This is a genomic window from Pseudomonas sp. LTGT-11-2Z (assembly GCF_003691445.1).
Classification (GTDB): Bacteria; Pseudomonadota; Gammaproteobacteria; order Pseudomonadales; family Pseudomonadaceae; genus Aquipseudomonas; species Aquipseudomonas monteilii.
In genome coordinates this window covers 1,984,087-2,004,184 of sequence record NZ_CP033104.1, presented here as the reverse complement: position 1 = coordinate 2,004,184, position 20,098 = coordinate 1,984,087, and the positions used below count along the sequence as shown (strand labels likewise).

The 20,098-nt window shown below is 62.6% G+C and carries 20 protein-coding genes; 4 read left to right on the top strand and 16 right to left on the bottom strand.

Annotated features, from left to right (window positions below):
- Nucleotides 1-9: 9 nt before the first annotated feature.
- The 9 genes from ccmI to ccmA are packed head-to-tail and all read right to left on the bottom strand — an operon-like array spanning nt 10 to nt 6,923.
- The gene (gene ccmI, locus D8767_RS09465; protein ID WP_016711754.1) at nt 10-1,203 is read right to left on the bottom strand and encodes a c-type cytochrome biogenesis protein CcmI; all 1,194 of its coding nucleotides are present in this window, start codon (nt 1,201-1,203) and stop codon (nt 10-12) included.
- Nucleotides 1,196-1,672, bottom strand: a complete 477-nt coding sequence (locus D8767_RS09460; protein ID WP_016711755.1) for a cytochrome c-type biogenesis protein — start codon at nt 1,670-1,672, stop codon at nt 1,196-1,198. Before D8767_RS09460 ends, ccmI begins: the two co-directional genes overlap by 8 nt.
- Nucleotides 1,669-2,205, bottom strand: a complete 537-nt coding sequence (locus D8767_RS09455) for a DsbE family thiol:disulfide interchange protein (RefSeq protein WP_016711756.1) — start codon at nt 2,203-2,205, stop codon at nt 1,669-1,671. The genes D8767_RS09460 and D8767_RS09455 overlap by 4 nt, the downstream gene beginning before the upstream one ends.
- The gene (locus tag D8767_RS09450; protein WP_177412732.1) at nt 2,202-4,175 is read right to left on the bottom strand and encodes a heme lyase CcmF/NrfE family subunit; all 1,974 of its coding nucleotides are present in this window, start codon (nt 4,173-4,175) and stop codon (nt 2,202-2,204) included. Before D8767_RS09450 ends, D8767_RS09455 begins: the two co-directional genes overlap by 4 nt.
- An 11-nt stretch (nt 4,176-4,186) precedes the next feature.
- The gene (ccmE, locus tag D8767_RS09445) at nt 4,187-4,642 is read right to left on the bottom strand and encodes a cytochrome c maturation protein CcmE (RefSeq protein ID WP_016711758.1); all 456 of its coding nucleotides are present in this window, start codon (nt 4,640-4,642) and stop codon (nt 4,187-4,189) included.
- A complete protein-coding gene (gene ccmD / locus D8767_RS09440) occupies nt 4,639-4,815 on the bottom strand; it encodes a heme exporter protein CcmD (RefSeq protein WP_012273475.1) in 177 nt (58 codons plus the stop codon). Before ccmD ends, ccmE begins: the two co-directional genes overlap by 4 nt.
- Nucleotides 4,812-5,579: a heme ABC transporter permease gene (locus tag D8767_RS09435; protein WP_016711759.1), complete on the bottom strand. Its 768-nt coding sequence runs from the start codon at nt 5,577-5,579 to the stop codon at nt 4,812-4,814. The genes ccmD and D8767_RS09435 overlap by 4 nt, the downstream gene beginning before the upstream one ends.
- 46 nt (nt 5,580-5,625) lie before the next feature.
- Nucleotides 5,626-6,303 carry a heme exporter protein CcmB gene (gene ccmB / locus D8767_RS09430; RefSeq protein ID WP_016711760.1) on the bottom strand — a complete coding sequence of 226 codons (678 nt, stop codon included), beginning with the start codon at nt 6,301-6,303 and terminating at the stop codon, nt 5,626-5,628.
- Nucleotides 6,291-6,923: a cytochrome c biogenesis heme-transporting ATPase CcmA gene (gene ccmA / locus D8767_RS09425; RefSeq protein WP_016711761.1), complete on the bottom strand. Its 633-nt coding sequence runs from the start codon at nt 6,921-6,923 to the stop codon at nt 6,291-6,293. Before ccmA ends, ccmB begins: the two co-directional genes overlap by 13 nt.
- Nucleotides 6,924-7,086: 163 nt before the next feature.
- Between ccmA and D8767_RS09420 the strand changes: the two genes are divergently transcribed.
- The 4 genes from D8767_RS09420 to D8767_RS09405 all read left to right on the top strand — a co-directional run bounded on the left by D8767_RS09420 (nt 7,087) and on the right by D8767_RS09405 (nt 14,636).
- A complete protein-coding gene (locus tag D8767_RS09420; RefSeq protein ID WP_016711762.1) occupies nt 7,087-8,643 on the top strand; it encodes a flagellar hook-length control protein FliK in 1,557 nt (518 codons plus the stop codon).
- Complete coding sequence (locus D8767_RS09415; RefSeq protein WP_016711763.1) at nt 8,640-8,978, top strand: EscU/YscU/HrcU family type III secretion system export apparatus switch protein; 339 nt, start codon at nt 8,640-8,642, stop codon at nt 8,976-8,978. Before D8767_RS09420 ends, D8767_RS09415 begins: the two co-directional genes overlap by 4 nt.
- Before the next feature lie 81 nt (nt 8,979-9,059).
- Complete coding sequence (locus D8767_RS09410) at nt 9,060-11,765, top strand: dermonecrotic toxin domain-containing protein (RefSeq protein ID WP_121757736.1); 2,706 nt, start codon at nt 9,060-9,062, stop codon at nt 11,763-11,765.
- A gap of 117 nt (nt 11,766-11,882) precedes the next feature.
- A complete protein-coding gene (locus D8767_RS09405) occupies nt 11,883-14,636 on the top strand; it encodes a dermonecrotic toxin domain-containing protein (protein WP_070087099.1) in 2,754 nt (917 codons plus the stop codon).
- Nucleotides 14,637-14,681: 45 nt separating this feature from the next.
- On the opposite strand, the gene D8767_RS09400 is transcribed toward D8767_RS09405, so the two are convergent.
- The 7 genes from D8767_RS09400 to D8767_RS09370 form a co-directional block, all read right to left on the bottom strand.
- The gene (locus D8767_RS09400) at nt 14,682-15,077 is read right to left on the bottom strand and encodes a DUF2802 domain-containing protein (RefSeq protein WP_016711766.1); all 396 of its coding nucleotides are present in this window, start codon (nt 15,075-15,077) and stop codon (nt 14,682-14,684) included.
- A gap of 1 nt (nt 15,078) precedes the next feature.
- Nucleotides 15,079-15,558 (bottom strand): chemotaxis protein CheW, encoded by a 480-nt coding sequence (locus D8767_RS09395; protein WP_003254393.1) that lies wholly within the window; start codon nt 15,556-15,558, stop codon nt 15,079-15,081.
- Between the two features lie 42 nt (nt 15,559-15,600).
- Entirely contained in the window at nt 15,601-16,494 is an 894-nt protein-coding gene (locus D8767_RS09390) for a CheW domain-containing protein (RefSeq protein ID WP_016711767.1), read from the bottom strand.
- Nucleotides 16,494-17,282, bottom strand: coding sequence for a ParA family protein (locus D8767_RS09385; RefSeq protein WP_016711768.1), 789 nt, complete (start codon nt 17,280-17,282; stop codon nt 16,494-16,496). The genes D8767_RS09390 and D8767_RS09385 overlap by 1 nt, the downstream gene beginning before the upstream one ends.
- 77 nt (nt 17,283-17,359) lie before the next feature.
- Entirely contained in the window at nt 17,360-18,217 is an 858-nt protein-coding gene (gene motD / locus D8767_RS09380; protein WP_025753826.1) for a flagellar motor protein MotD, read from the bottom strand.
- A gap of 3 nt (nt 18,218-18,220) precedes the next feature.
- Nucleotides 18,221-18,961 carry a flagellar motor protein gene (locus D8767_RS09375; protein ID WP_016711770.1) on the bottom strand — a complete coding sequence of 247 codons (741 nt, stop codon included), beginning with the start codon at nt 18,959-18,961 and terminating at the stop codon, nt 18,221-18,223.
- Complete coding sequence (locus D8767_RS09370) at nt 18,961-20,097, bottom strand: chemotaxis response regulator protein-glutamate methylesterase (RefSeq protein ID WP_016711771.1); 1,137 nt, start codon at nt 20,095-20,097, stop codon at nt 18,961-18,963. The genes D8767_RS09375 and D8767_RS09370 overlap by 1 nt, the downstream gene beginning before the upstream one ends.
- Nucleotide 20,098 lies beyond the last annotated feature (1 nt).

Below are 20,098 nucleotides of genomic sequence, written 5' to 3'. Positions count from 1 at the left end.
ATTGCTCTCTTACTGGTCGGGGCTGTCGATGGTCAGGCGCTGGGTAGCCTGGGTGGCGCTGGGCAGTGGCGTACCCTGGCCAATCCATTCGCCGTGGGTAGGCTGGCCAGCGCGCGATACACGTGCAACCAGTTGGACTTCGGCAAATTGCGACAGTTTCATCTGCGGCATCATCGCGTCAGCATCAGACAACTCCACCTCGATCGGCAACTGCGCCACCGTCACCCGCTTGGCCGCCAGCGGCATTGGCGGGCCATTGCTGGCGCGGGCAAAGATGAACACGGTGTCGTCCGGCTTGACCTTGTCCTTCAGCGCCGCCGCCAGCTCCACCCGCACTTTCAGGCGAGCCGCCGCAGGTGCGGGTGGAGCTTCTGCCACAGCCCCCCCCAGGCGTTCGACGGCGCGGTCGATACCGCCCTGCAGGGCGTCACGCGATGCGTCACCTTCCGGCAGCTGCGCCAGCAGGCGCTTCCAGTAGTCGATGGCTTCCTGGTAACGCTCACCTTCGAAGGCAGCAATGCCGCGCAGGCCCAGGCTGGTCACTTCGTTGGGGTCGGCTTTCAAGGCTTCGTCAGTCAGCGCCTGCAACTGCGGGCTCCACTGTTTGTCAGCAGCAAAATACAGGGCCTGAGCCCATTGTCCCAGCAGCTCGGGCTGGCGGCCGGCCAGGGCCACGGCCCGCTCGAAGGTGCGCGCCGCATCAGCCGGGCGTTGCTCGGCCATGTAGGCGCGGCCCAGGAAGTACATGGCCTCGGCCGAATCCGGCTGGGCCTGCACCACGCGCTCCAGACGCGTGGTCATTTCTTCCATCGACTTGGGCGCCTCGGCGAATTCCTGGGTCAGGGCCACCTTGTCGGCCGCACCAAAATGCAGGTACAGCCCAAGCGCCATCAGCGGTACCAGCACAGCCGCCAGCAGCGGCAGGGCCTTGCCCAAGTGGCCCTGGCGCGGTGCCTCGGCGCCTTCGGTATCGGCCAGCAATTCGCGCGCGGCCTCGTCACGGCCCTTGGTCATCTGCGCCTCGTCAAGCACGCCCGCAGCCTGCTGGGCGGCCAGTTCGGCAACGCGTTCCTGGTACAGGGCCACGTTCAGGGCGGTGCGGTCTTCTTCCTGCTGACGACGACGGCCACGCAGAATAGGGATCAGCAAAAAGCTGAGGGCAGCGAGCAGCAGCAGGCCCGCGCTAAGCCAGAATTCAATCATGGGTCTGTTCTTTTTCCAGCAGTTTGGCGAGACGCTCGCGTTCTTCGGCAGTCAATTCATTGCCGCTCTGCACAGCCGTACTGCGGCGCCGGCGCACGATCACCGCCAACACCACGAAACCGCCGGCCAGCAAAATCCCCGGGCCGAACCACAGCAGCCAGGTACGCCCGCTGAGCGCCGGCTTGTAGCGCACGAAGTCGCCATAGCGGTCGACCATGAAGTCGACGATCTGCTGGTTGCTCTTACCCTCGCCGAGCATGCGGAAGATTTCCCGGCGCAGGTCGGCGGCAATCGGTGCATTGGAATCGGCGATGTCCTGGTTCTGGCACTTGGGGCAGCGCAGCTCCTTGGTCAGTTGCTGGTAGCGCTCGCGCTCGGCCTCGTCGCGGAACTGATAGGTGTCGATGGCCGCCTTGGCCACGCCGGCCAGGCTCATGCCCAGCACGACAGCCGCCAGCCAACGCCTCATGGCTTGGCCTCATCGACCAGGCCCTGGTAAAGCGGGGCCAGCTGTTCGCGCCACACCGTGGCATCGACAATGCCCACGTGTTTGTAGCGAATGATGCCTTTGGCGTCGATCAGGAAGGTTTCCGGCGCGCCGTACACGCCCAGGTCCAGACCCAGGCTGCCCTGCTCGTCGCGGATATCCAGCTGATAAGGGTTGTGGAACTCGGCCAGCCATTTTTGCGCGACGGCATTGTCGTCCTTGTAGTTGACCCCGTGAATCACCACGCCTTGCTGTGCCAGCTGGTTAAGGTACGGGTGCTCGACCTTGCACGACGGGCACCAGGTGGCCCATACGTTGACCAGCGCCGGGCGGCCCTGCAAGTCTGCTTGGGTCAGGGTGCGGTCGCCCTGAGTCGAGGCCAGCGAAAACGCCGGGAACGGTTTGCCGATCATTGCCGAAGGCAGCTCGTCGGGCTTGAGGAACAGCCCCTTGTAGAGGAACACCGCCACCAGCAGGAACACTGCCAGGGGGACTACCATGATCCAACGCTTCATGCAACTGCTCCAGACACGCCCAGGGCATCACGCACCCGGGTCTTGACCTTGACGCGGTAACGCCGGTCGAGGGCCGCCAGCAACCCACCCAGGCCAGTCAGCAGACCGCCCAGCCAGATCCAGCGAACGTAAGGCTTGATATGTACGCGCACGGCCCACGCGCCGTTCTCCAGCGGCTCGCCCAGGGCGACGTACAGGTCGCGGGTAAAGCCTGCATCGATGCCGGCTTCGGTCATCATCGACTGCTGCACGGTGTACAGCCGCTTCTCCGGGTGCAGGGTGGTGATTTCACGGCCATCACGGCTGACCACCACGGTGCCCTTGTCGGAGATGAAGTTCGGCCCTTCGAAGTGCTTGGCGCCCTGGAAAAGGAAGTGGTAACCGCCCAGCTCCACGCTTTCGCCCGGGGCCATGCGCAGGTCGCGTTCGGCGCTGTTGTTGCTCGACAGCACCACGCCCAACGCACACACCGCCAGGCCCAGGTGGGCCAGCTGCATGCCCCAGTAGCTGCGGCCCAGGCCGGGTAGGCCCTTGAGCAGGCCTTTGTGGCGGGTCTTGTCGAGGATGTCGCGCAGCCCGCCGAGCACTACCCAGGCGGCCAGGGCAAAGGCGGTCAGGGTCGGCCAGTCGAAGTCGTCGACGATAAAGCCGGCCACAGGGGCCAGGATGGCGCTGCCGATCAGCACCGGGGTCATCATGCTGGCCAGCCATTTGCCGGGGGTGTCCTTCCAGCGCACCACCACGCCCACGCTCAGCACCACCATCAACAGCGCCATCAGCGGCAGGAACAAGGCATCGAAGTACGGCGGGCCGACCGAGAGCTTGGCCCCGGTGAGGGCATCGAGCACAAGCGGGTACAAGGTGCCCAGCAGAATCATCGACGCGGCCACCACCAGCACCAGGTTGTTGGCCAGCAGCAGCGTTTCGCGCGACCACAGGGCGAAGCCGACCTGGCTCTTGACCACCGGGGCACGCAGGGCGAACAGGGTGAGCGAACCACCGACCACGAACAGCAGGAAGATCAGGATGAAAATGCCCCGCGACGGGTCGGCGGCAAAGGCGTGCACCGAAGTCAGCACACCGGAACGCACCAGGAAGGTCCCCAGCAGGCTCAGCGAGAACGCGGCAATGGCCAGCAGCACGGTCCAGCTCTTGAACACCCCGCGTTTTTCGGTCACTGCCAGCGAGTGGATCAGCGCGGTGCCTACCAGCCAGGGCATGAACGAGGCGTTTTCCACCGGGTCCCAGAACCACCAGCCACCCCAGCCCAGCTCATAGTAGGCCCACCACGAGCCCAGGGTGATGCCCACGCCAAGGAAGGCCCAGGCAACGATGGTCCACGGCCGCGACCAGCGCGCCCAGGCAGCGTCCAGGCGTCCGCCGAGCAAGGCAGCGATGGCGAAGGCGAAGGCCACCGAGAAGCCCACGTAACCCATGTACAGCATCGGCGGGTGAACGATCAGGCCAAAGTCCTGCAGCAGCGGGTTGAGGTCACGGCCATCGGTGGGCACTTGCGGCAGCAGGCGCTGGAACGGGTTGGAGGTGATGATAAGGAAGCTCAGGAAGCCCACGCTGATCATGCCCATCACCGCCAGCACGCGGGCCAGCATTACCTGCGGCAACTGGCGCGAGAACACCGACACGGCAAAGGTCCAGCCGCCGAGAATCAGCGCCCACAGCAACAACGAACCTTCGTGGGCGCCCCATACAGCGCTGAACTTGTAGTACCAGGGCAAGGCGCTGTTGGAGTTGCTGGCTACGTAGGCAACCGAGAAATTGTCGGTCATGAAGGCATGGGTCAAACACGCGAAGGCAAACGCCAGGAAGGCGAACTGCCCCCACGCCGCCGGCCGCGCCAGGCTCATCCACAGGCTGTCGCCACGCCAGGCGCCGAGCAGCGGCACACTGGCCTGTACGGCGGCAAAGCAGATGGCCAGGATCATCGCCAGCTGGCCCAGTTCGGGGATTATCAGCGCCGCGTTCATGGCTTGGCCTCCCCGCCCGTGGCGGCCTGGCCGCTTTCCTTGAGGGCCTTGGTGACCTCGGGCGGCATGTACTTCTCATCGTGCTTGGCCAGCACTTCGTCGGCCACCACCACACCGTCGGCGTTGACCTTGCCCAAGGCGACAATGCCCTGCCCTTCGCGGAACAGGTCGGGCAGGATGCCACGGTAGGTGATCGGTACCGACTTGTTGAAGTCGGTGACCACGAAGCGCACATCCAGCGAGTCGGACGAACGCTGCACCGAGCCTTTCTCGACCATGCCGCCTGCGCGGATGCGGGTGTCCAGCGGTGCTTCGCCATTGGCGATCTGGGTGGGGGTGTAGAACAGGTTGATGTTCTGCTGCAGTGCGCTCAAGGCAAAGCCGACGGCAACCCCGACGCCGACCAGCAGGCCGACGATGAGCAACAGGCGTTTCTTGCGCTGCGGATTCACTGGTTGTTCTCCCGGCGCAAACGGCGCGCCTCTTCTTGCAGATAGCGACGGCGGGCCAACAGCGGCGCAGCAACGTTCAGCGCCAGCACGGCCAGGCAGATGCCATAGGCCGACCACACGTACAGGCCATGGTGACCCATGGCGAGAAAGTCACCAAAGGTGGCAAAGCTCATTGTGCGGCCCTCCGCCCCAGGCTGTTCAACACTTCGTCCTTGACCCAACTGGCGCGCGCCTCGCGCTTGAGCACTTCAAGGCGCATGCGCAACAGCAGCACGGCACCGAAGAAGCAGTAGAAACCCAGCGCCGTGCACAGCAACGGCAGCCACATTTCGGCGGGCATCGCCGGTTTTTCGGTCAGGGTAAAGGTGGCGCCCTGGTGCAGGGTGTTCCACCACTCCACCGAATACTTGATGATCGGGATGTTAACCACGCCGACAATCGCCAGCACCGCGCAGGCCTTGGCCGCACTGTCACGATTACTGATCGCCTGGCCCAACGCAATAATGCCGAAGTACAGGAACAGCAGGATAAGCATGGACGTAAGGCGGGCATCCCACACCCACCAGCTGCCCCAGGTCGGCTTGCCCCAGATGGCGCCAGTGACCAGCGCCACGGCAGTCATCCAGGCGCCGATCGGCGCGGCGCATTGCAAGGCGACATCGGCGATTTTCATTTTCCACACCAGCCCCACCACCCCGGCCACCGCCAGCAGCACGTAGCAGGACTGGGCCAGCATTGCCGCCGGCACATGAATGTAGATGATGCGGAAGCTGTTGCCCTGCTGGTAGTCCTGTGGGGCGAAGGCCAGACCCCAGGTGATGCCGACCAGCAGCAGGAGCACGGCAGCGCCGGCCAGCCATGGCAGCATGCGGCCGCTGATGGCATAGAACCATTTGGGGGAGCCCAGCTTGTGGAACCACGTCCAGCTTATTTTCATCAGGGTACATCCAGGGTATTGGCCGGGCTTGAAAGCCCGGGACTCGTTATTCGCCAACGCTGATTTTCAGGCCGGCCGCTATCGCAAAGGGTGCCAAGGTCACGGCCAGGGCGGTGAGGCTGGCAAGCCAGAGCAGGTGGCCGGTTGCCGGCATATTTTGCAACGCCGCTTGCAACGCACCACTGCCCAGGATCAATACAGGGATATACAACGGCAGAATCAGCAACGCCAGTAACAAACCACCGCGCTTGAGGCCAACCGTCAGCGCCGCGCCCACCGCACCCAGCAGGCTCAGTACCGGCGTACCCAGCAGCAGCGAGCCAAGCAGCACCGGCAGGCAATGGCTCGGCAGCCCCAGCATCAGCGCCAGCAACGGCGCCAACAATACCAGCGCCAGCCCGGAAAAGATCCAGTGCGCCAACACCTTGGCCAACACCAGCAGCGCCAGTGGGTGCGGCGACAACACCCACTGCTCCAGCGAGCCGTCCTCGAAATCACTGCGGAACAGGCCGTCCAGCGACAACAGCACCGCGAGCAATGCCGCCACCCAGACCAGCCCAGGCGACAAGGTTTGCAACAATTGGCTTTCCGGGCCGACCGCCAACGGGAACAACGCCACGACGATGGCGAAGAACACCAACGGGTTGGCCAGCTCGGCCGGACGGCGGAACAGCAGGCGCGCTTCGCGGCGCAACAACAAGACGAATACGCTCATGCCGCCCATTGCCCCAGGTTCAGTTCACGGTAACCGGAGGGTTTGTGTTCCAGCGTGTGGTGGGTGGTCAGCACCACCGTGCCGCCCTGTTCGCAATGGGCCGCCAGGTGTGCTTCCAACTGTGCCACGCCTTGCTTGTCCAGGGCCGTGAACGGCTCGTCAAGAATCCATAGCGGCGGGCAGGCCAGGTGCAACCGGGCCAAGGCCACGCGCCGCTGCTGGCCGGCTGAAAGGGTATGGCAGGGTACGTCTTCGAAACCACGCAGGCCGACGGCCTCCAGCGCTGCCCAGATCGCCTCGCGGCTGGCCGGCTGGTGCAAGGCGCACAGCCAGGTGAGATTCTCTTCAGCGGTGAGCAGGTCCTTGATGCCGGCGGCGTGGCCGATCCACAACAGGATGCTGGCCAGGGCATGGCGCTGCTCCGCCAATGGCTTACCGCCCAGCAGGATCTGCCCGGCCGTCGGCTGCATCAGCCCGGCCAGCAGACGCAGCAAGCTGGTCTTGCCGCTGCCGTTGGGGCCGCTGATCTGCAGCATGTCGCCGGCACCCAGCTTGAAATCGAGCTGCTCGAACAGCAGGCGCCAGTCGCGCTCGCAGGCTAGGCCTGCGGCTTGGAGGTGAAGGGTCACGGTTTCGCCTTATCTTTGTAGGGCTTCAGCGCGGCGTCGCGTGAAGCCCTGTGTCTCAAGTCGACCCCAGCGCTGCCGTTATACTGGCAACCACGGGCGCTCGGCATTATTACATGCGCCGCCGCGCTGCCAAGAGGCTGGGTTCGACAGGTTGTATACAATCATGACTGAAATCAATAGTCTCGCTGCACAAACCGCAGTCAATACCCAAGCCATGAAGGCCGGTATGACCGGCGAACTGCTGCGCCTGACGCAACCGCAGCCTGGCTTGATGGCCCCTGGCGAGACCGCACAGGCCGAAGTGGTTGCGATGCGGCAGGTGGGCAGCGACTTTCAGCTGGTGCTTCGGCTGATGCAGGCCAACGGCCTTCAGACCCAACTGCAAGCCAGCACCAGCCAGCCCCTGCCCCAAGGCAGCCAGGTCACCGTCAGCCAGACCGAAAGCAATCATCTGGCGATCATGCTGCAACAGGCCAGCGCCAGCCAGGTCGCCACCCTCACCCGCCTGGACACCAGCAAGGTACCCGTCGGCACCCTGCTGCAAGGCAAGGTCATGACCAACCAGCTACTGCCCCAGGCAGCTGGCCAGCCTGCGGCCTACCGGGCACTGATCAGCCTGCTCAACAGCGCCCAGGCCGGCGCCACCCTGACGGTGGACAGCCCACGCCCACTGGCTATCGGCAGCCTGCTCAGCGCGCTGGTGCAGGGTGACCAGTCACTGCGTTTCGTGCCACTCAGCGGCAGGCAGGACCAGCTCAACATCGCACAGCAGTTGCTAACCCAGCAGAACCGCCAGGCTTCGTTGCCCGGCCTGCTCAACGCCCTGCAACAGATCAACCGAGACCCTGGCATCAATGGCGACCTGCGCGCCAGCGCCGAACGCCTGTTGGTCAGCCTGCCAGACGCCCGCCAGCTGGGCGATGCGAAAGCGGTTGCCCAGGCCTTGAACAATAGTGGCGCTTTCCTTGAAGCGAAACTGCTGGGTGGCTTTCCTGCCAGCGTCGCCACCGATCTGAAGGCGCATTTGCTGCGGCTGGTCGCACAGGCTTCGATCTCACCGGCCGGCGCTGCCAACCTTGCGCCGGCCAGCCTGGCCGTGACCATGCCGGCGCTGGCCCGCAGTGCACTGGGCATGCTCGAACGGGTCAGCCCCAGGCCGCAGCCGGGCGCGTTCCCGCTGCCTTCGCGCCTGCTCAAGGCCCTGGAAGACGAAGGCGACCTGCAACAACTGCTGCGCCTTGCCGCTGCGGCAATTTCGCGCCTGCAAAGCCATGCCATGAGCAGCCTGCAACAGACCGGAACGCTGGAAAACGGCAACCTGCAGACCACCTGGCAAACCGAAGTGCCGATCCGCCACGGCCAGGAATTCATCCCGTTGCAGGTCAAACTGCAGCGCGAAGAAACTCCGCAGCAGCAAGCCGATCGCCAGCATGAAGCACAAGACCCGCTGCAAGCCCTGTGGCGCATCGAGCTGGCCTTCGACCTGTCGCCACTCGGCCCCGTGCAGGTACAGGCGCAACTGAGCCAAGGCCGCCTGAGCGGGCAACTGTGGGCAGAGCGTGAGCAAACCGCCAGGCTGATCGACACCCAGCTCGGCGCCCTACGCGAGCGCCTGCTGGCACGTGGCCTGGACGTCGGTGACCTGGAGTGCCACCCTGGCACGCCGCCACAAGGCCCGCGCACGCGGGTAGAACAACGTTGGGTGGATGAGAACGCATGAGCCAGAAGCACACACGCCAGGCCATTGCCCTGAGCTACGACGGCCAGCAGGCTCCCACCCTCAGCGCCAAGGGTGACGATGCGCTGGCCGAAGCCATCCTGGCCCTGGCCCGTGAACACGAGGTGCCAATCTACGAGAATGCCGAGCTGGTGCGCCTGCTGGCGCGCCTGGAGCTGGGCGAGCAGATCCCGGAGGCCTTGTACCTGACCATCGCCGAAATCATCGCGTTCGCCTGGCAACTGCGCGGCAAAGTCCCGTATGGCTTCGACGATTCACCGACAGGCGAACGTGACGTAACCGAGGTGCTACCAGGCCTGCCTGGCCCGCCCGGCTGAGCCTCAGGGCCAGCACTATTTACCACTCCCCTGCCAATCAGCCGGTCGATGCTGTGGTTTTCCCACCCCACGGAGACCGACATGGCCACCACGCACATCAATGCTGCTGGCGTGCAGTTCGTACGCAACCACCTCGCCACCCTTCCCCGACCCGACCGCGAGGCCAAGCGGGCAATTGCTGCCTGGCTTGCCACCCAAGGGGTACATCAGGACCCAGACCTGATCGATGTCGTCACGCTGCATGTTCACCCTGATGGCATCGCCAGTTACCAGGCCAAAGTCGTACAGCGCGTCAGCCTCACCCAAGCGGTGCTGATGAACTGGCAAGGCGAATCCAGCAACGACTTCTTCGGCGGGCTGTTCAGGCAACCCTGGGCCGGCACGTTGCCGGGCGATGGCCCGATCACGCTGGTCGACCACTTTCCGCCACAGCCCATTTACGACAACGGCGCCTGGTACGAGGTGTTCAATGGCCTGTTCCAGCGCACCACACCCGCCCGTTACGATCATTCGACACTGCTCGACATCCGCGCCGAAGCCTTGCAAAGCCACATAGAAGCACTGGACTTTCACACCCGCTACAAGGCGACACTCGACACCTACTGGCGCGAGCAACTTGCTGACTATCGCTTGAGCTGCAAACTCAACTTCATCGCTGCCTGCAACAAGCAAATCAACGAAGGCAGCCTGAGTGATGCCGCGCGCATGCTGGCATGGCGCGCGGCCGAACTGATTCCTCAGGGCAAGGGGCTACGCCTTAGCACGCTGAGCATCTACGGCTATGCCTCCACCGACTTGCTTTACATCAACGACGCCGACAGTGGCTTGACCCTGCTCTACGCCCCCGGCAACAGTTCACCGCTACTGGAGTTCGCCACCGAAGACCTGTTGAAAGACTGGGTTGGCCAACAGTGCAAAGGTGTCGCCACGCGCCAGGCACTCAAGCAACACTTCCGCCTGGCCGACGGTCCACAGGGCATCGACTTCAGCGGCCTGGACACCGCCCTGGAAGGCCTGGGCGTTTACCCGCACAACCACCGCTTGCCACCGGAGCATGGCTTTTTCAACGACGACGGTACATGGCCGCCGCGCACCTACGTCAATTACCGTCCCGGCAAGTACAACCCACGTATTACTGGCGATCTGTTCCAAGCAATGGCCGAGCGAATGCGCCAACGCTGCTACGACGATGCCGACTTTCTGATCACCAGCGATGCGCAAGTGACCAAGGCACGCTGGCGTGGCTACCTGGTAACCTCGCTCAACCTGCTGGCGCCCCTGGCCCTGGTCGTGCCCGAGCTCATACCCCTACTGGCTATCGGCGGTGTAGCACAGTTTGGCCTGGGGCTTGATCAGGCGATCAATGGCAAAGGCGTTGAAGACAAGGACGCTGGCGTGAGCGACATCGTTTTCGGCCTGCTCAATGCCACGCCCTTGGCCACCCTGCCAGAAACCCGCCCGCGAATGCTTTTCCCAGGTAAAAGTTCGCGCTTCGTCATGCCCACGCGATTGAATGATCAATGGGGCTACCCACTGAGCCCCAACAGCCCACCCCGGTTACCTGAAGCGTCAATAGCAGACTACTTTTCACCTCCCGAACCCTCCGTGCCGACCACGCGAATCATCAGAGGCTCGTTGAATCGCGCAACGGGCACCCATCCGCTGTTGGCGATTAACGAAGGAAAAGAAGTCAAAGTACTGTATGACATTGAACACGATGCGTTCATCCTGGAGTCGGATGCCAACGAGGTGTTGCCAACCTATTATCAAGTCACTGACAACCGTCACGGCTTAACTGCAATTGACCTGACCCGCCGCCCAGTGACAAACCAGATGCGCATGGACACGTTGCGCGGATTGGGTGTAGACATAGAACTGCCCATCATTATTCCCACGGTCAACAGCGCCGAAGTACGGCCAATCCCCAAGCAAATCCTCAGCATCTGGGTCGGCGACAAAAGCATCCCCGATGAACTGCTGGACACCGTTGCCACAAACGCAAAACGCCTGGAACACACCCGTTTCTCTTACCGGCTGTACCTGTCGAAGTCTAATCCGAAAGTATTCAAGAGCAACTACGCAAGGCTGACCGGAAAAGCCCCTCGGCTGCATGTGCTCCCACTGGAAGAGCAGCCCTTCTTTGATAACTTCAGAGCCACTGAGCACTTTCAACAATATGAACAGGCGCTTGATGCACCGGGTGCAAACTTCGCGTCGGCGTGCGACATACTCCGCTACCCACTCCTTCGATCAGAGGGTGGCGTCTATATGGACATCGACGACACCTTGCGCACCTTGGGTGACAATCCACAGGCCTATGCAGTGATCGACTCAACCCCCTTGGCCACTACCCCTGACGGCCTTGTACTGGGTGGTCCGGTGAACAATGAACTGCTGGGCATGCATTGCGCGTACAACACCAACATCATCGGCAGCCATGCGGGCAACCCGACCCTGAGCCTGATTTCTGAAGCGATGCACCGGCGCTTTCTCGACAACCTGACGTTCTACGACACCCGGCCTCTACGCGGCAGTGCCGAGTTCGAGGCGTATGCCCAGGAGTTGAGCAACATGACCGGACCTGGCGTGTTCAATGATGTGGTTGACCAGCAACTGCCCAGGCTGCGTATTCTGCGACAGATCAGCAACCTGGAATCAACGCCTCTTAACGATCCTGGCTTCGTCACAGGAGACTTGACCTTTCCCCTTTTCAACGCGAGACACAGCGATCAGGCGCTGAGTTACGTCGTGGAGATCGGCAACTACCACTCGTGGAGCAAAGCCTGACACCTGCTGGGCGACTTGCGTCGCCCGCTTGACTGAGCCATAAGGCCAGCACTATCTACCGCCCCCCCGCCGATCAACCGGTCGATGCTGTGGTTTTCCCACCCCACGGAGACCGACATGCCCACCACGCACATCAATGCTGCCGGCGTGCAATTCGTACGCAACCACCTGGCCACCCTTCCCCGACCCGACCGCGAGGCCAAGCGGGCAATTGCAGCCTGGCTTGCCACCCAAGGGGTACACCAGGACCCAGACCTGATCGATGTCGTCACGCTGCATGTTCACCCTGATGGCATCGCCAGTTACCAGGCCAAAGTCGTACAGCGCGTCAGCCTCACCCAAGCGGTGCTGATGAACTGGCAAGGCGAATCCAGCAACGACTTCTTCGGCGGGCTGTTCAGGCAACCCTGGGCCGGCACGTTGCCGGGCGATGGCCCGATCACGCTGGTCGACCACTTTCCGCCACAGCCCATTTACGACAACGGCGCCTGGTACGAGGTGTTCAATGGCCTGTTCCAGCGCACCACACCCGCCCGTTACGATCACTCGACGCTGCTCGACGTCCGCGCCGAAACCTTGCAACGCCATATAGAGGCAATGGACTTCCACCTAGGTTACAAGGCATCACTCGACACTTACTGGCATCAACACCTTTCAGACTACCGACTGTGCTGCAAACTCAACTTCATCGCTGCCTGCAACAAACAGGTCGCAGAAGGCAGCTTGAGCGACGCCGCACGCAAGCTGGCCTGGCGTGCGGCCGAACTGATTCCTCAGGGCAAGGGGCTACGCCTTAGCACGCTGAGCATCTACGGCTATGCCTCCACCGACTTGCTTTACATCAACGACGCCGGCAGTGGCCTGACCCTGCTCTACGCCCCCGGCAACAGTTCACCGCTACTGGAGTTCGCCAGCGAAGAGCTGTTGAAAGACTGGGTTGGCCAACAGTGCAAAGGCGCCGCCACGCGCCAGGCACTCAAGCAACACTTCCGCCTGGCCGACGGCCCACAGGGCATCGACTTCAGCGGCCTGGACACAGCCCTGGAAGGCCTGGGCGTTTACCCGCACAACCACCGCTTGCCACCGGAGCATGGCTTTTTCAACGACGACGGTACATGGCCGCCGCGCACCTACGTCAATTACCGTCTCGGCAAGTACAACCCACGGATTACCGGCGATCTGTTCCAGGCCATGGCCGAGCGTCAGCGCCAACGCTGTTATGACGATGCCGATTTCCTCATTACCAGCAATGCGCAAATAACAAAATCCAGATGGGCCAGCTACCTGAACAGCACCCTCACGCTTGTGGCACCGCTAACATTCGTGGTGCCGGGCCTGGCCCCACTGCTTGCGCTGGGCGGTATAGCCCAGCTTGCGCTTGGCCTTGACCAGGCCATCAACGGGAAAACCTTGCGCGAAAAACAGCAAGGGCTGGGCGATATCGCTTATGGGCTTTTGAATGCAACTCCCTTGGCCGCTGAGGCCATGATCAAAAGCACTGCACTGTTTCGCTACCAGGAAGACGGCTTCGTTCTCCCGCGCAAAATCAATGATCAATGGGGATACCCCCTGAGTCCCGTAAGCCCGCCCCATTTGCCGGAGGTGGAAGTAACGCCCTATTTTCACCGCCCGGCGCGCATAGCGCCCCTGGCGGACGCTAATGCCGTCGTGGCCAACTCGGTAAAGCGCTTTCCTCGGTACAACGGCAATCTGGACCAACTGATCGGCTACTACGAAGAAGTGCCCGACTATGCAGAAGTGCTCGACCTGGTCTACGACATGGAAGCCGATCTGTTCATCACCCAGGAAGGTGCCAATGAGGTAGAACCGGTTTACTACGAAGCCGAGCCCGGAACCGGTAACTTGCGTATCGTCAACCCCGAAGGGCGCCACGTAACAGACCAGATGCGCATGTCATCCCTGCGAGCGCTGGGTATCGATGTGCAGCTTCCCGTACATTTACCAGCGTCCGTCCCGCCAGGTGCTCACCCGATCCCCAAGCTGATTTCATCGCTTTGGGTCGGCAATAAAACGCTCAGCGACGAGCTGCTTGGCACACTGGCTGCCAACGCACTAAAACTACGCGACAGTGCGTATCGATATCGGCTTTTCCTGTCAAAAGCAAACCCCGAGGCCTTTGCGCAAAACCTGCGCACGCTAGAGGCAAGAGTGCCCGGTATGCAGGTATTAATACTGGAAGACCAGCCTTTCTTCACCGCTTTCGAACAAAGCCAGTACTTTGCCCAGTATCAAGCAGCAATCGATGGCAATGGCGGTGTTGCCACCAACTTCTCCTCAGCATCGGATGTATTGCGCTACCCGATGCTGCATGCTGAAGGCGGGATATACATGGATGTTGATGACCAACTGCTGGGTGCGGCTGCCAGTGCCGCTCATAACACTGCGGCTATCGATACCGTAGAATTGGTCGCCACCAATGACGGGCTGCTGTTACACCCACCCATGCAAAACGAGAAGCTGGGAATGAACACGCAGTTCAACACCAGCATGATCGGCAGCCACGCCGGCAACCCGACACTGCTGGCCGTTTCCGAAGAGATGCATGCCCGCTATCTGGCCAATGCGGATTTCTACCAGGTACGTCCCACGCTGGCAGATGACCCCGCTGGCTTCTATCGCTACGCCAACCGGCTAAGCGAGCTGACCGGCCCGGGAATGTTCAATGCCGTGGTAGACCGGGTGCTGCCAGACCTCTATTGCCTGCGGCAGCTTCACAACCTGTACATGATACCGCGCATCAACAGCTTCCTGTACGTTGACCTGGACGCTCTCCAGGCACTTCAGCTACAGCGCCTGCCACTGTCCCGCGTGGCCAACGTGGGCGGCACGCATTCCTGGGCCACTACCTGAAGCAGCACCTGAAAGAAAGGCGACATCATGGTCGCCTTTGTGCTTTCACCCGCTGCGGTGCAGTTTGCTCATCAGCTCCGCCTCGGCCTGGGTCAGGCCACAGCTCTCGGTCAACTCCGCCACGCTTGCCCCCATGCCCACCAGCTTGGCGGCCTGAGAGAAGGTGACGTTGTTGGGGTCACGCTGTTCCAGCTGCTGAATCTTGTCGGGCAGTGGCGCCACCGCCAAGCTCAGCTCGTGCAGCGTCTCGCCCATGCGCACGGTACCGTTCTGGTAGTCGTCCAGGCGTTTGGCCAGGTCCTTGATGCGCTGGTCACGCAGCGCATCGCCTTCGGCCTGCTGCGCAGCCAGCTCGCGCTGGCGCTTGCTGTAGTTGAGGAAAAACCACAGGCTCAGCGCCCACGCCAGCGCCAGGAAGATGACAGCAACCTGTAGGATCAACTCAGATATTCTCCAGCTCGGACCACTCTTCCTCGGTCATCATCTTGTCCAGCTCGACCAGAATCAGCAATTCGCCATTCTTGTTGCAGACGCCCTGAATGAACTTGGCCGACTCTTCATTACCCACGTTTGGCGCGGTCTCGATTTCGGATTGGCGCAAGTACACCACCTCGGCCACGCTGTCGACCAGAATACCGACCACTTGCTTGTCGGCCTCGATGATGACGATGCGGGTATTGTCAGTGACTTCGGTCGGCATCAGGCCGAAACGCTGGCGGGTGTCGATCACCGTCACCACGTTGCCGCGCAGGTTGATGATACCCAGCACGTAGCTTGGCGCACCCGGTACCGGGGCGATCTCGGTGTAGCGCAACACTTCCTGTACCTGCATCACGTTGATGCCGTAGGACTCGTTGTCCAGACGGAAGGTAACCCACTGCAGGATCGGATCTTCGGAACCTTGTGCAGACGACTTTTTCATTCCCCTAGCCCTCAAAATCCGCCATTGGCGGTGTGTTCGGTGTCATTTTTGTTTAGCGTGCATCTGCTTGACAGCACCGCTGGCGATCAGCTCGGCCAACGCGGCGACGTCGAGCAGTGCACACATGTGTTCGATTACGGTGCCGGCCAGCCACGGCCGCTGGCCGCGCTGGCTGCGCCATTTGATTTCGGACGGGTCCAAACGCAACGAGCGGCTAACCTGGTGCACGGCCAACCCCCATTCGTAGCCCTGCACGGAAATCACGTAATTCAGGCCTTGGCGAAAATCATCGCGATAACGGTCGGGCATCACCCAACGCGCAGTGTCCAGCACCTTCAGGTTACCCGCCTGGCAGGTCAGGATGCCGAGAAACCAGTCGGGCTGGCCGAACAGCGGCGTCAACTCCTGGCCGGCCAGGTTGTAGATCGAGCCCAGGCACACCAACGGCACCGCCAGGGTCAGGCCCGCCACGTCGAACAGCAGGCATTCGAACGGCTCGGCGGCCCACACCGGACGGCCGTCGACGCTGGCTGGCGGCACCGGCAGGTCCGGTGCCGGCAAGTGCACATCCACCAGCGGAACCGCCAGCTCCACGGTCTGCTCTTCAACCAGTACCGGAATACTGGCCTCGGCGACTACCGCTTGTTCGACCACCGTCACCACAGGCGCTTCCACCGGCATGACGGCAGGCAGCACCGCCAGCTTTGGCTCGGCAAAAGGCCGCGGCGGGAAGCTTGCGGCAGTTTCGGCCGGCGCCGGCACGGTCGGTTGCCGGGCATCACGCGCCTGTTCCTCACGCACCGCTTCGGCGAAATCGTCCGTTACAACCGGCGGCTCGAACAGGCCTTCGGCCTCGGTAGCCTCCTGCAGCAGGCCATCGAGGTACGACTGCAGGGCCAACTGCGGGCGGGTGCCGGTTTTCTGTATCTGGGTCATCAGGCCACCTGCGCCGCAGTCTTGTAGGTCAACAGGTGTTTGAGCAGCGCCCGGTAGGCAACCAGCCCACGGCTCTTGCTGTCGAACTGCGAGGGCGTGACACCCTTGCGGCTGGCGTCACGCAGGCGCGTATCCACCGGGATGTAGCCTTGCCACACCTGCTGGCCGTAACTGTCACGCAACTGCTTGAGCGTGCCCAGCGAGGCCTGGGTACGGCGGTCGAACAGGGTTGGCACGATCTGATACGGCAGCGCCTGCTTGCGCGAGCGGTTGACCATGGCCAAGGTGCCGACCATGCGCTCCAGGCCCTTGACCGCGAGGAACTCGGTTTGCACCGGGATCACCAGTTGCTGGCTGGCGGCCAGGGCATTGACCATCAGCACGCCGAGCAAGGGTGGGCTGTCGATCAGGGCAAAGTCGAAATCCTGCCATAGCTGCGCCAGACTCTTGGCGATTACCAGACCCAGGCCGTTCTGCCCCGGCGACTGGCGCTCCAGCACGGCCAGCGCGGTGCTCGACGGCAACAGCGAGATGCGCTCGTCACTGGTGGGCAGCAGCAGTTGCCCAGGCAAGCCCTCGGGTACCGCGCCCTTGTGCAGGAACAGGTCGTAGCAGCTGTGCTCCAGGGCATCGGGGTTGTGCCCGAAATAGCTGGTCATCGAACCGTGCGGGTCGAGGTCGACGACGACCACACGCTTGCCGGCCTCTGCCAGCAGGCCGGCCAGAGCGATGGTCGTGGTGGTCTTGCCGACGCCACCTTTTTGATTGGCTACTGCCCAGACTCTCATCGTGCGTTGCTTCCTCCCGGTATGGCCGCCTGCCCTGCCGGGAACGGTGTGAAATTCAGTGACGGAGAATTGACGAGTTACTGCCCCGCCACCGTTGCTGGCGTTGCAGGTGCACTTTGTGTGCCAGCGCGCCGTAATGCAGCATCCGGCGTGGCATTGGCACTGCCCGAGCCAGTCAGGCTACGGCGCACTTCAAGGTTGCGCGATATCACCAGCACCACACGGCGGTTGCGCGCGCGGCCGTCGGCGGTGTCGTTGCTGGCCACCGGCTGGTACTCGCCATAGCCCACCGACGCCATGCGCGCCGGATTCACCCCTTCCATCGCCAGCAGGCGTACGATGCTCGCCGCCCGCGCCGACGACAGCTCCCAGTTGGTCGGGTACTGCGCGGTGCGGATTGGCAGGTTGTCGGTAAAGCCCTCAACGTGTACCGGGTTGGCGAACGGTTTGAGAATATTGGCCACCTTCTCGATGATGGCGAACGCCTTATCACTGGGCATGGCATCGCCGCTGCCGAACAGCAGCGACGAGTTCAGCTCGATCTCGATCCACAGTTCGTTGCCGCGCACGGTCATCTGATTGCTGTTGATCAGGTCGCCAAAGGCATCCCGCACATCATCGCTGATGGTTTTCAGCGGGTCGACGTTGGTTGCCGCCAGGCCCGCCTCGGTCTGCTCGCTGTCCTTCACCAGCGGCTCTGCCGGGCGCACGCTCAACGGCTGCTCATCGCCGATGGGGATCGGCTTCATGCTGCGCTCAGGGTCATTGAAGACCCCGAGCAAAGCCTGGGAAATGACCTTGTACTTGCCCTCGTTGATCGAGGAAATCGAGTACATCACCACGAAAAAGGCGAACAGCAAGGTGATGAAGTCGGCATACGACACCAGCCAGCGTTCGTGGTTTTCGTGTTCCTCGGTATGACGGCGACGACGCATGGGTTACTCCATGAAGCCTTGCAGCTTCAGCTCGATCGAGCGCGGGTTCTCACCCTCGGCAATCGATAGCAGGCCTTCGAGCAGCATTTCGCGGTAGCGTGACTGGCGCATGACAATGGCCTTGAGCTTGTTGGCGACCGGCAACAGGATCAGGTTGGCACTGGCCACGCCGTAGATCGTGGCGACAAAGGCCACGGCAATACCATTGCCCAACTGAGACGGGTCGGCCAGGTTGCCCATGACGTGGATCAGGCCCATTACCGCACCAATGATGCCGATGGTCGGCGCATAGCCACCCATGCTTTCGAACACCTTGGCGGCCTGGATATCACGGCTTTCCTGGGTCAAAAAGTCGACTTCAAGGATGCTGCGGATGGCTTCCGGCTCGGCGCCGTCCACCAGCAGTTGCAGGCCCTTGCGCGCATACGGGTCGGGCTCGCTGTCGGCCACCCCTTCCAGGCCCAGCAGGCCTTCCTTGCGTGCGGTCAGGCTCCAGTTCACCACGCGGTCGATGCCACCCGCCAGGTCGACCCGTGGCGGGAACAGGATCCAGCGCAAAATCTGCAAGGCACGCTTGAACGACGACAGCGGCGACTGCAGCAACGCTGCCGCCAGGGTACCGCCCAGCACAATCAGCCCCGCCGGCCCATTGATCAGGGCACCGACATGGCCGCCTTCGAGGAAGTTGCCACCGACGATGGCGACAAAGGCGAGGATCAGGCCGATCAGGCTGAGGACGTCCATCAGACGCAGGCCTCCACCAGGTGTTTACCGATTTCGTCCAGGCTGTAAACCGCGTCGGCCAGGTTGGCCTTGACGATGGCCATGGGCATGCCATAGATCACGCAGCTGGCTTCATCCTGGGCCCACACCGTGCTGCCGCCCTGCTTGAGCAGGCGTGCACCTTCACGGCCATCGGCGCCCATGCCGGTGAGCACCACCGACAGCACTTTGTCGCCATACGACTTGGCCGCCGAACCGAAGGTGATGTCCACGCATGGCTTGTAGTTCAGGCGCTCGTCACCAGGCAGGATCTTCACCGTGCCACGGCCATCGATCATCATCTGCTTGCCACCCGGGGCCAGCAGGGCCAGGCCCGGGCGCAGCATGTCGCCGTCCTCGGCCTCCTTGACGCTGATGCGGCACAGTTTGTCGAGGCGCTCGGCAAAGGCCTTGGTGAACGCCGCCGGCATGTGCTGGATCAGCACGATCGGCGCCGGGAAATTGGCCGGCAACTGGGTCAGCACCCGCTGCAGGGCCACCGGGCCACCCGTGGAGGTACCGATGGCGACCAGTTTGTATGGCTTGCGCTTGGGGGCAGGCGAATGCGATGCCGCCGGGCTAGGGGCCGGGGCCGCCGCTCGGGCAGGCGCCGCAGCGCGGGCTGGCGTCGAGCTGGCAAAGCTGCTTGTCGGCACAGGGCTGCTGGCTGGCGTAGGCACAGCGACCGGCGCGGTGCGGGCATAGCTGCCCAGGCGACGGTTGCTGCGCGAGATGGTGTGCACCTTCTCGCACAGCATCTGCTTGACCTTTTCGGGGTTACGCGAGATGTCTTCGAAGTTTTTCGGCAGGTAATCCACCGCCCCGGCATCCAGGGCATCGAGGGTGACGCGGGCGCCTTCGTGGGTCAGCGAGGAGAACATCAACACTGGCGTCGGGCAGCGCTGCATGATGTGCCGCACTGCGGTAATGCCATCCATCATGGGCATTTCGTAGTCCATGGTGATGACATCGGGCTTGAGCGCCAGCGCCTGGTCGATTGCTTCCTTGCCGTTGGTCGCGGTACCCACTACCTGGATCGTCGGATCCGCCGAGAGGATTTCCGAGACGCGGCGGCGGAAGAAACCGGAATCATCCACCACCAGGACCTTGACTGCCATA

Excerpts from the sequence above, each read along its gene's own strand:
- ccmI (WP_016711754.1), bottom strand. The coding sequence starts at position 1,203 with ATGATTGAATTCTGGCTTAGCGCGGGCCTGCTGCTGCTCGCTGCCCTC.
- D8767_RS09460 (WP_016711755.1), bottom strand. The coding sequence starts at position 1,672 with ATGAGGCGTTGGCTGGCGGCTGTCGTGCTGGGCATGAGCCTGGCCGGC.
- D8767_RS09455 (WP_016711756.1), bottom strand. The coding sequence starts at position 2,205 with ATGAAGCGTTGGATCATGGTAGTCCCCCTGGCAGTGTTCCTGCTGGTG.
- ccmD (WP_012273475.1), bottom strand. The coding sequence starts at position 4,815 with ATGAGCTTTGCCACCTTTGGTGACTTTCTCGCCATGGGTCACCATGGC.
- D8767_RS09435 (WP_016711759.1), bottom strand. The coding sequence starts at position 5,579 with ATGAAAATAAGCTGGACGTGGTTCCACAAGCTGGGCTCCCCCAAATGG.
- ccmB (WP_016711760.1), bottom strand. The coding sequence starts at position 6,303 with ATGGGCGGCATGAGCGTATTCGTCTTGTTGTTGCGCCGCGAAGCGCGC.
- D8767_RS09420 (WP_016711762.1), top strand. The coding sequence starts at position 7,087 with ATGACTGAAATCAATAGTCTCGCTGCACAAACCGCAGTCAATACCCAA.
- D8767_RS09415 (WP_016711763.1), top strand. The coding sequence starts at position 8,640 with ATGAGCCAGAAGCACACACGCCAGGCCATTGCCCTGAGCTACGACGGC.
- D8767_RS09410 (WP_121757736.1), top strand. The coding sequence starts at position 9,060 with ATGGCCACCACGCACATCAATGCTGCTGGCGTGCAGTTCGTACGCAAC.
- D8767_RS09405 (WP_070087099.1), top strand. The coding sequence starts at position 11,883 with ATGCCCACCACGCACATCAATGCTGCCGGCGTGCAATTCGTACGCAAC.
- D8767_RS09395 (WP_003254393.1), bottom strand. The coding sequence starts at position 15,558 with ATGAAAAAGTCGTCTGCACAAGGTTCCGAAGATCCGATCCTGCAGTGG.
- D8767_RS09390 (WP_016711767.1), bottom strand. The coding sequence starts at position 16,494 with ATGACCCAGATACAGAAAACCGGCACCCGCCCGCAGTTGGCCCTGCAG.
- D8767_RS09385 (WP_016711768.1), bottom strand. The coding sequence starts at position 17,282 with ATGAGAGTCTGGGCAGTAGCCAATCAAAAAGGTGGCGTCGGCAAGACC.
- motD (WP_025753826.1), bottom strand. The coding sequence starts at position 18,217 with ATGCGTCGTCGCCGTCATACCGAGGAACACGAAAACCACGAACGCTGG.
- D8767_RS09375 (WP_016711770.1), bottom strand. The coding sequence starts at position 18,961 with ATGGACGTCCTCAGCCTGATCGGCCTGATCCTCGCCTTTGTCGCCATC.
- D8767_RS09370 (WP_016711771.1), bottom strand. The coding sequence starts at position 20,097 with ATGGCAGTCAAGGTCCTGGTGGTGGATGATTCCGGTTTCTTCCGCCGC.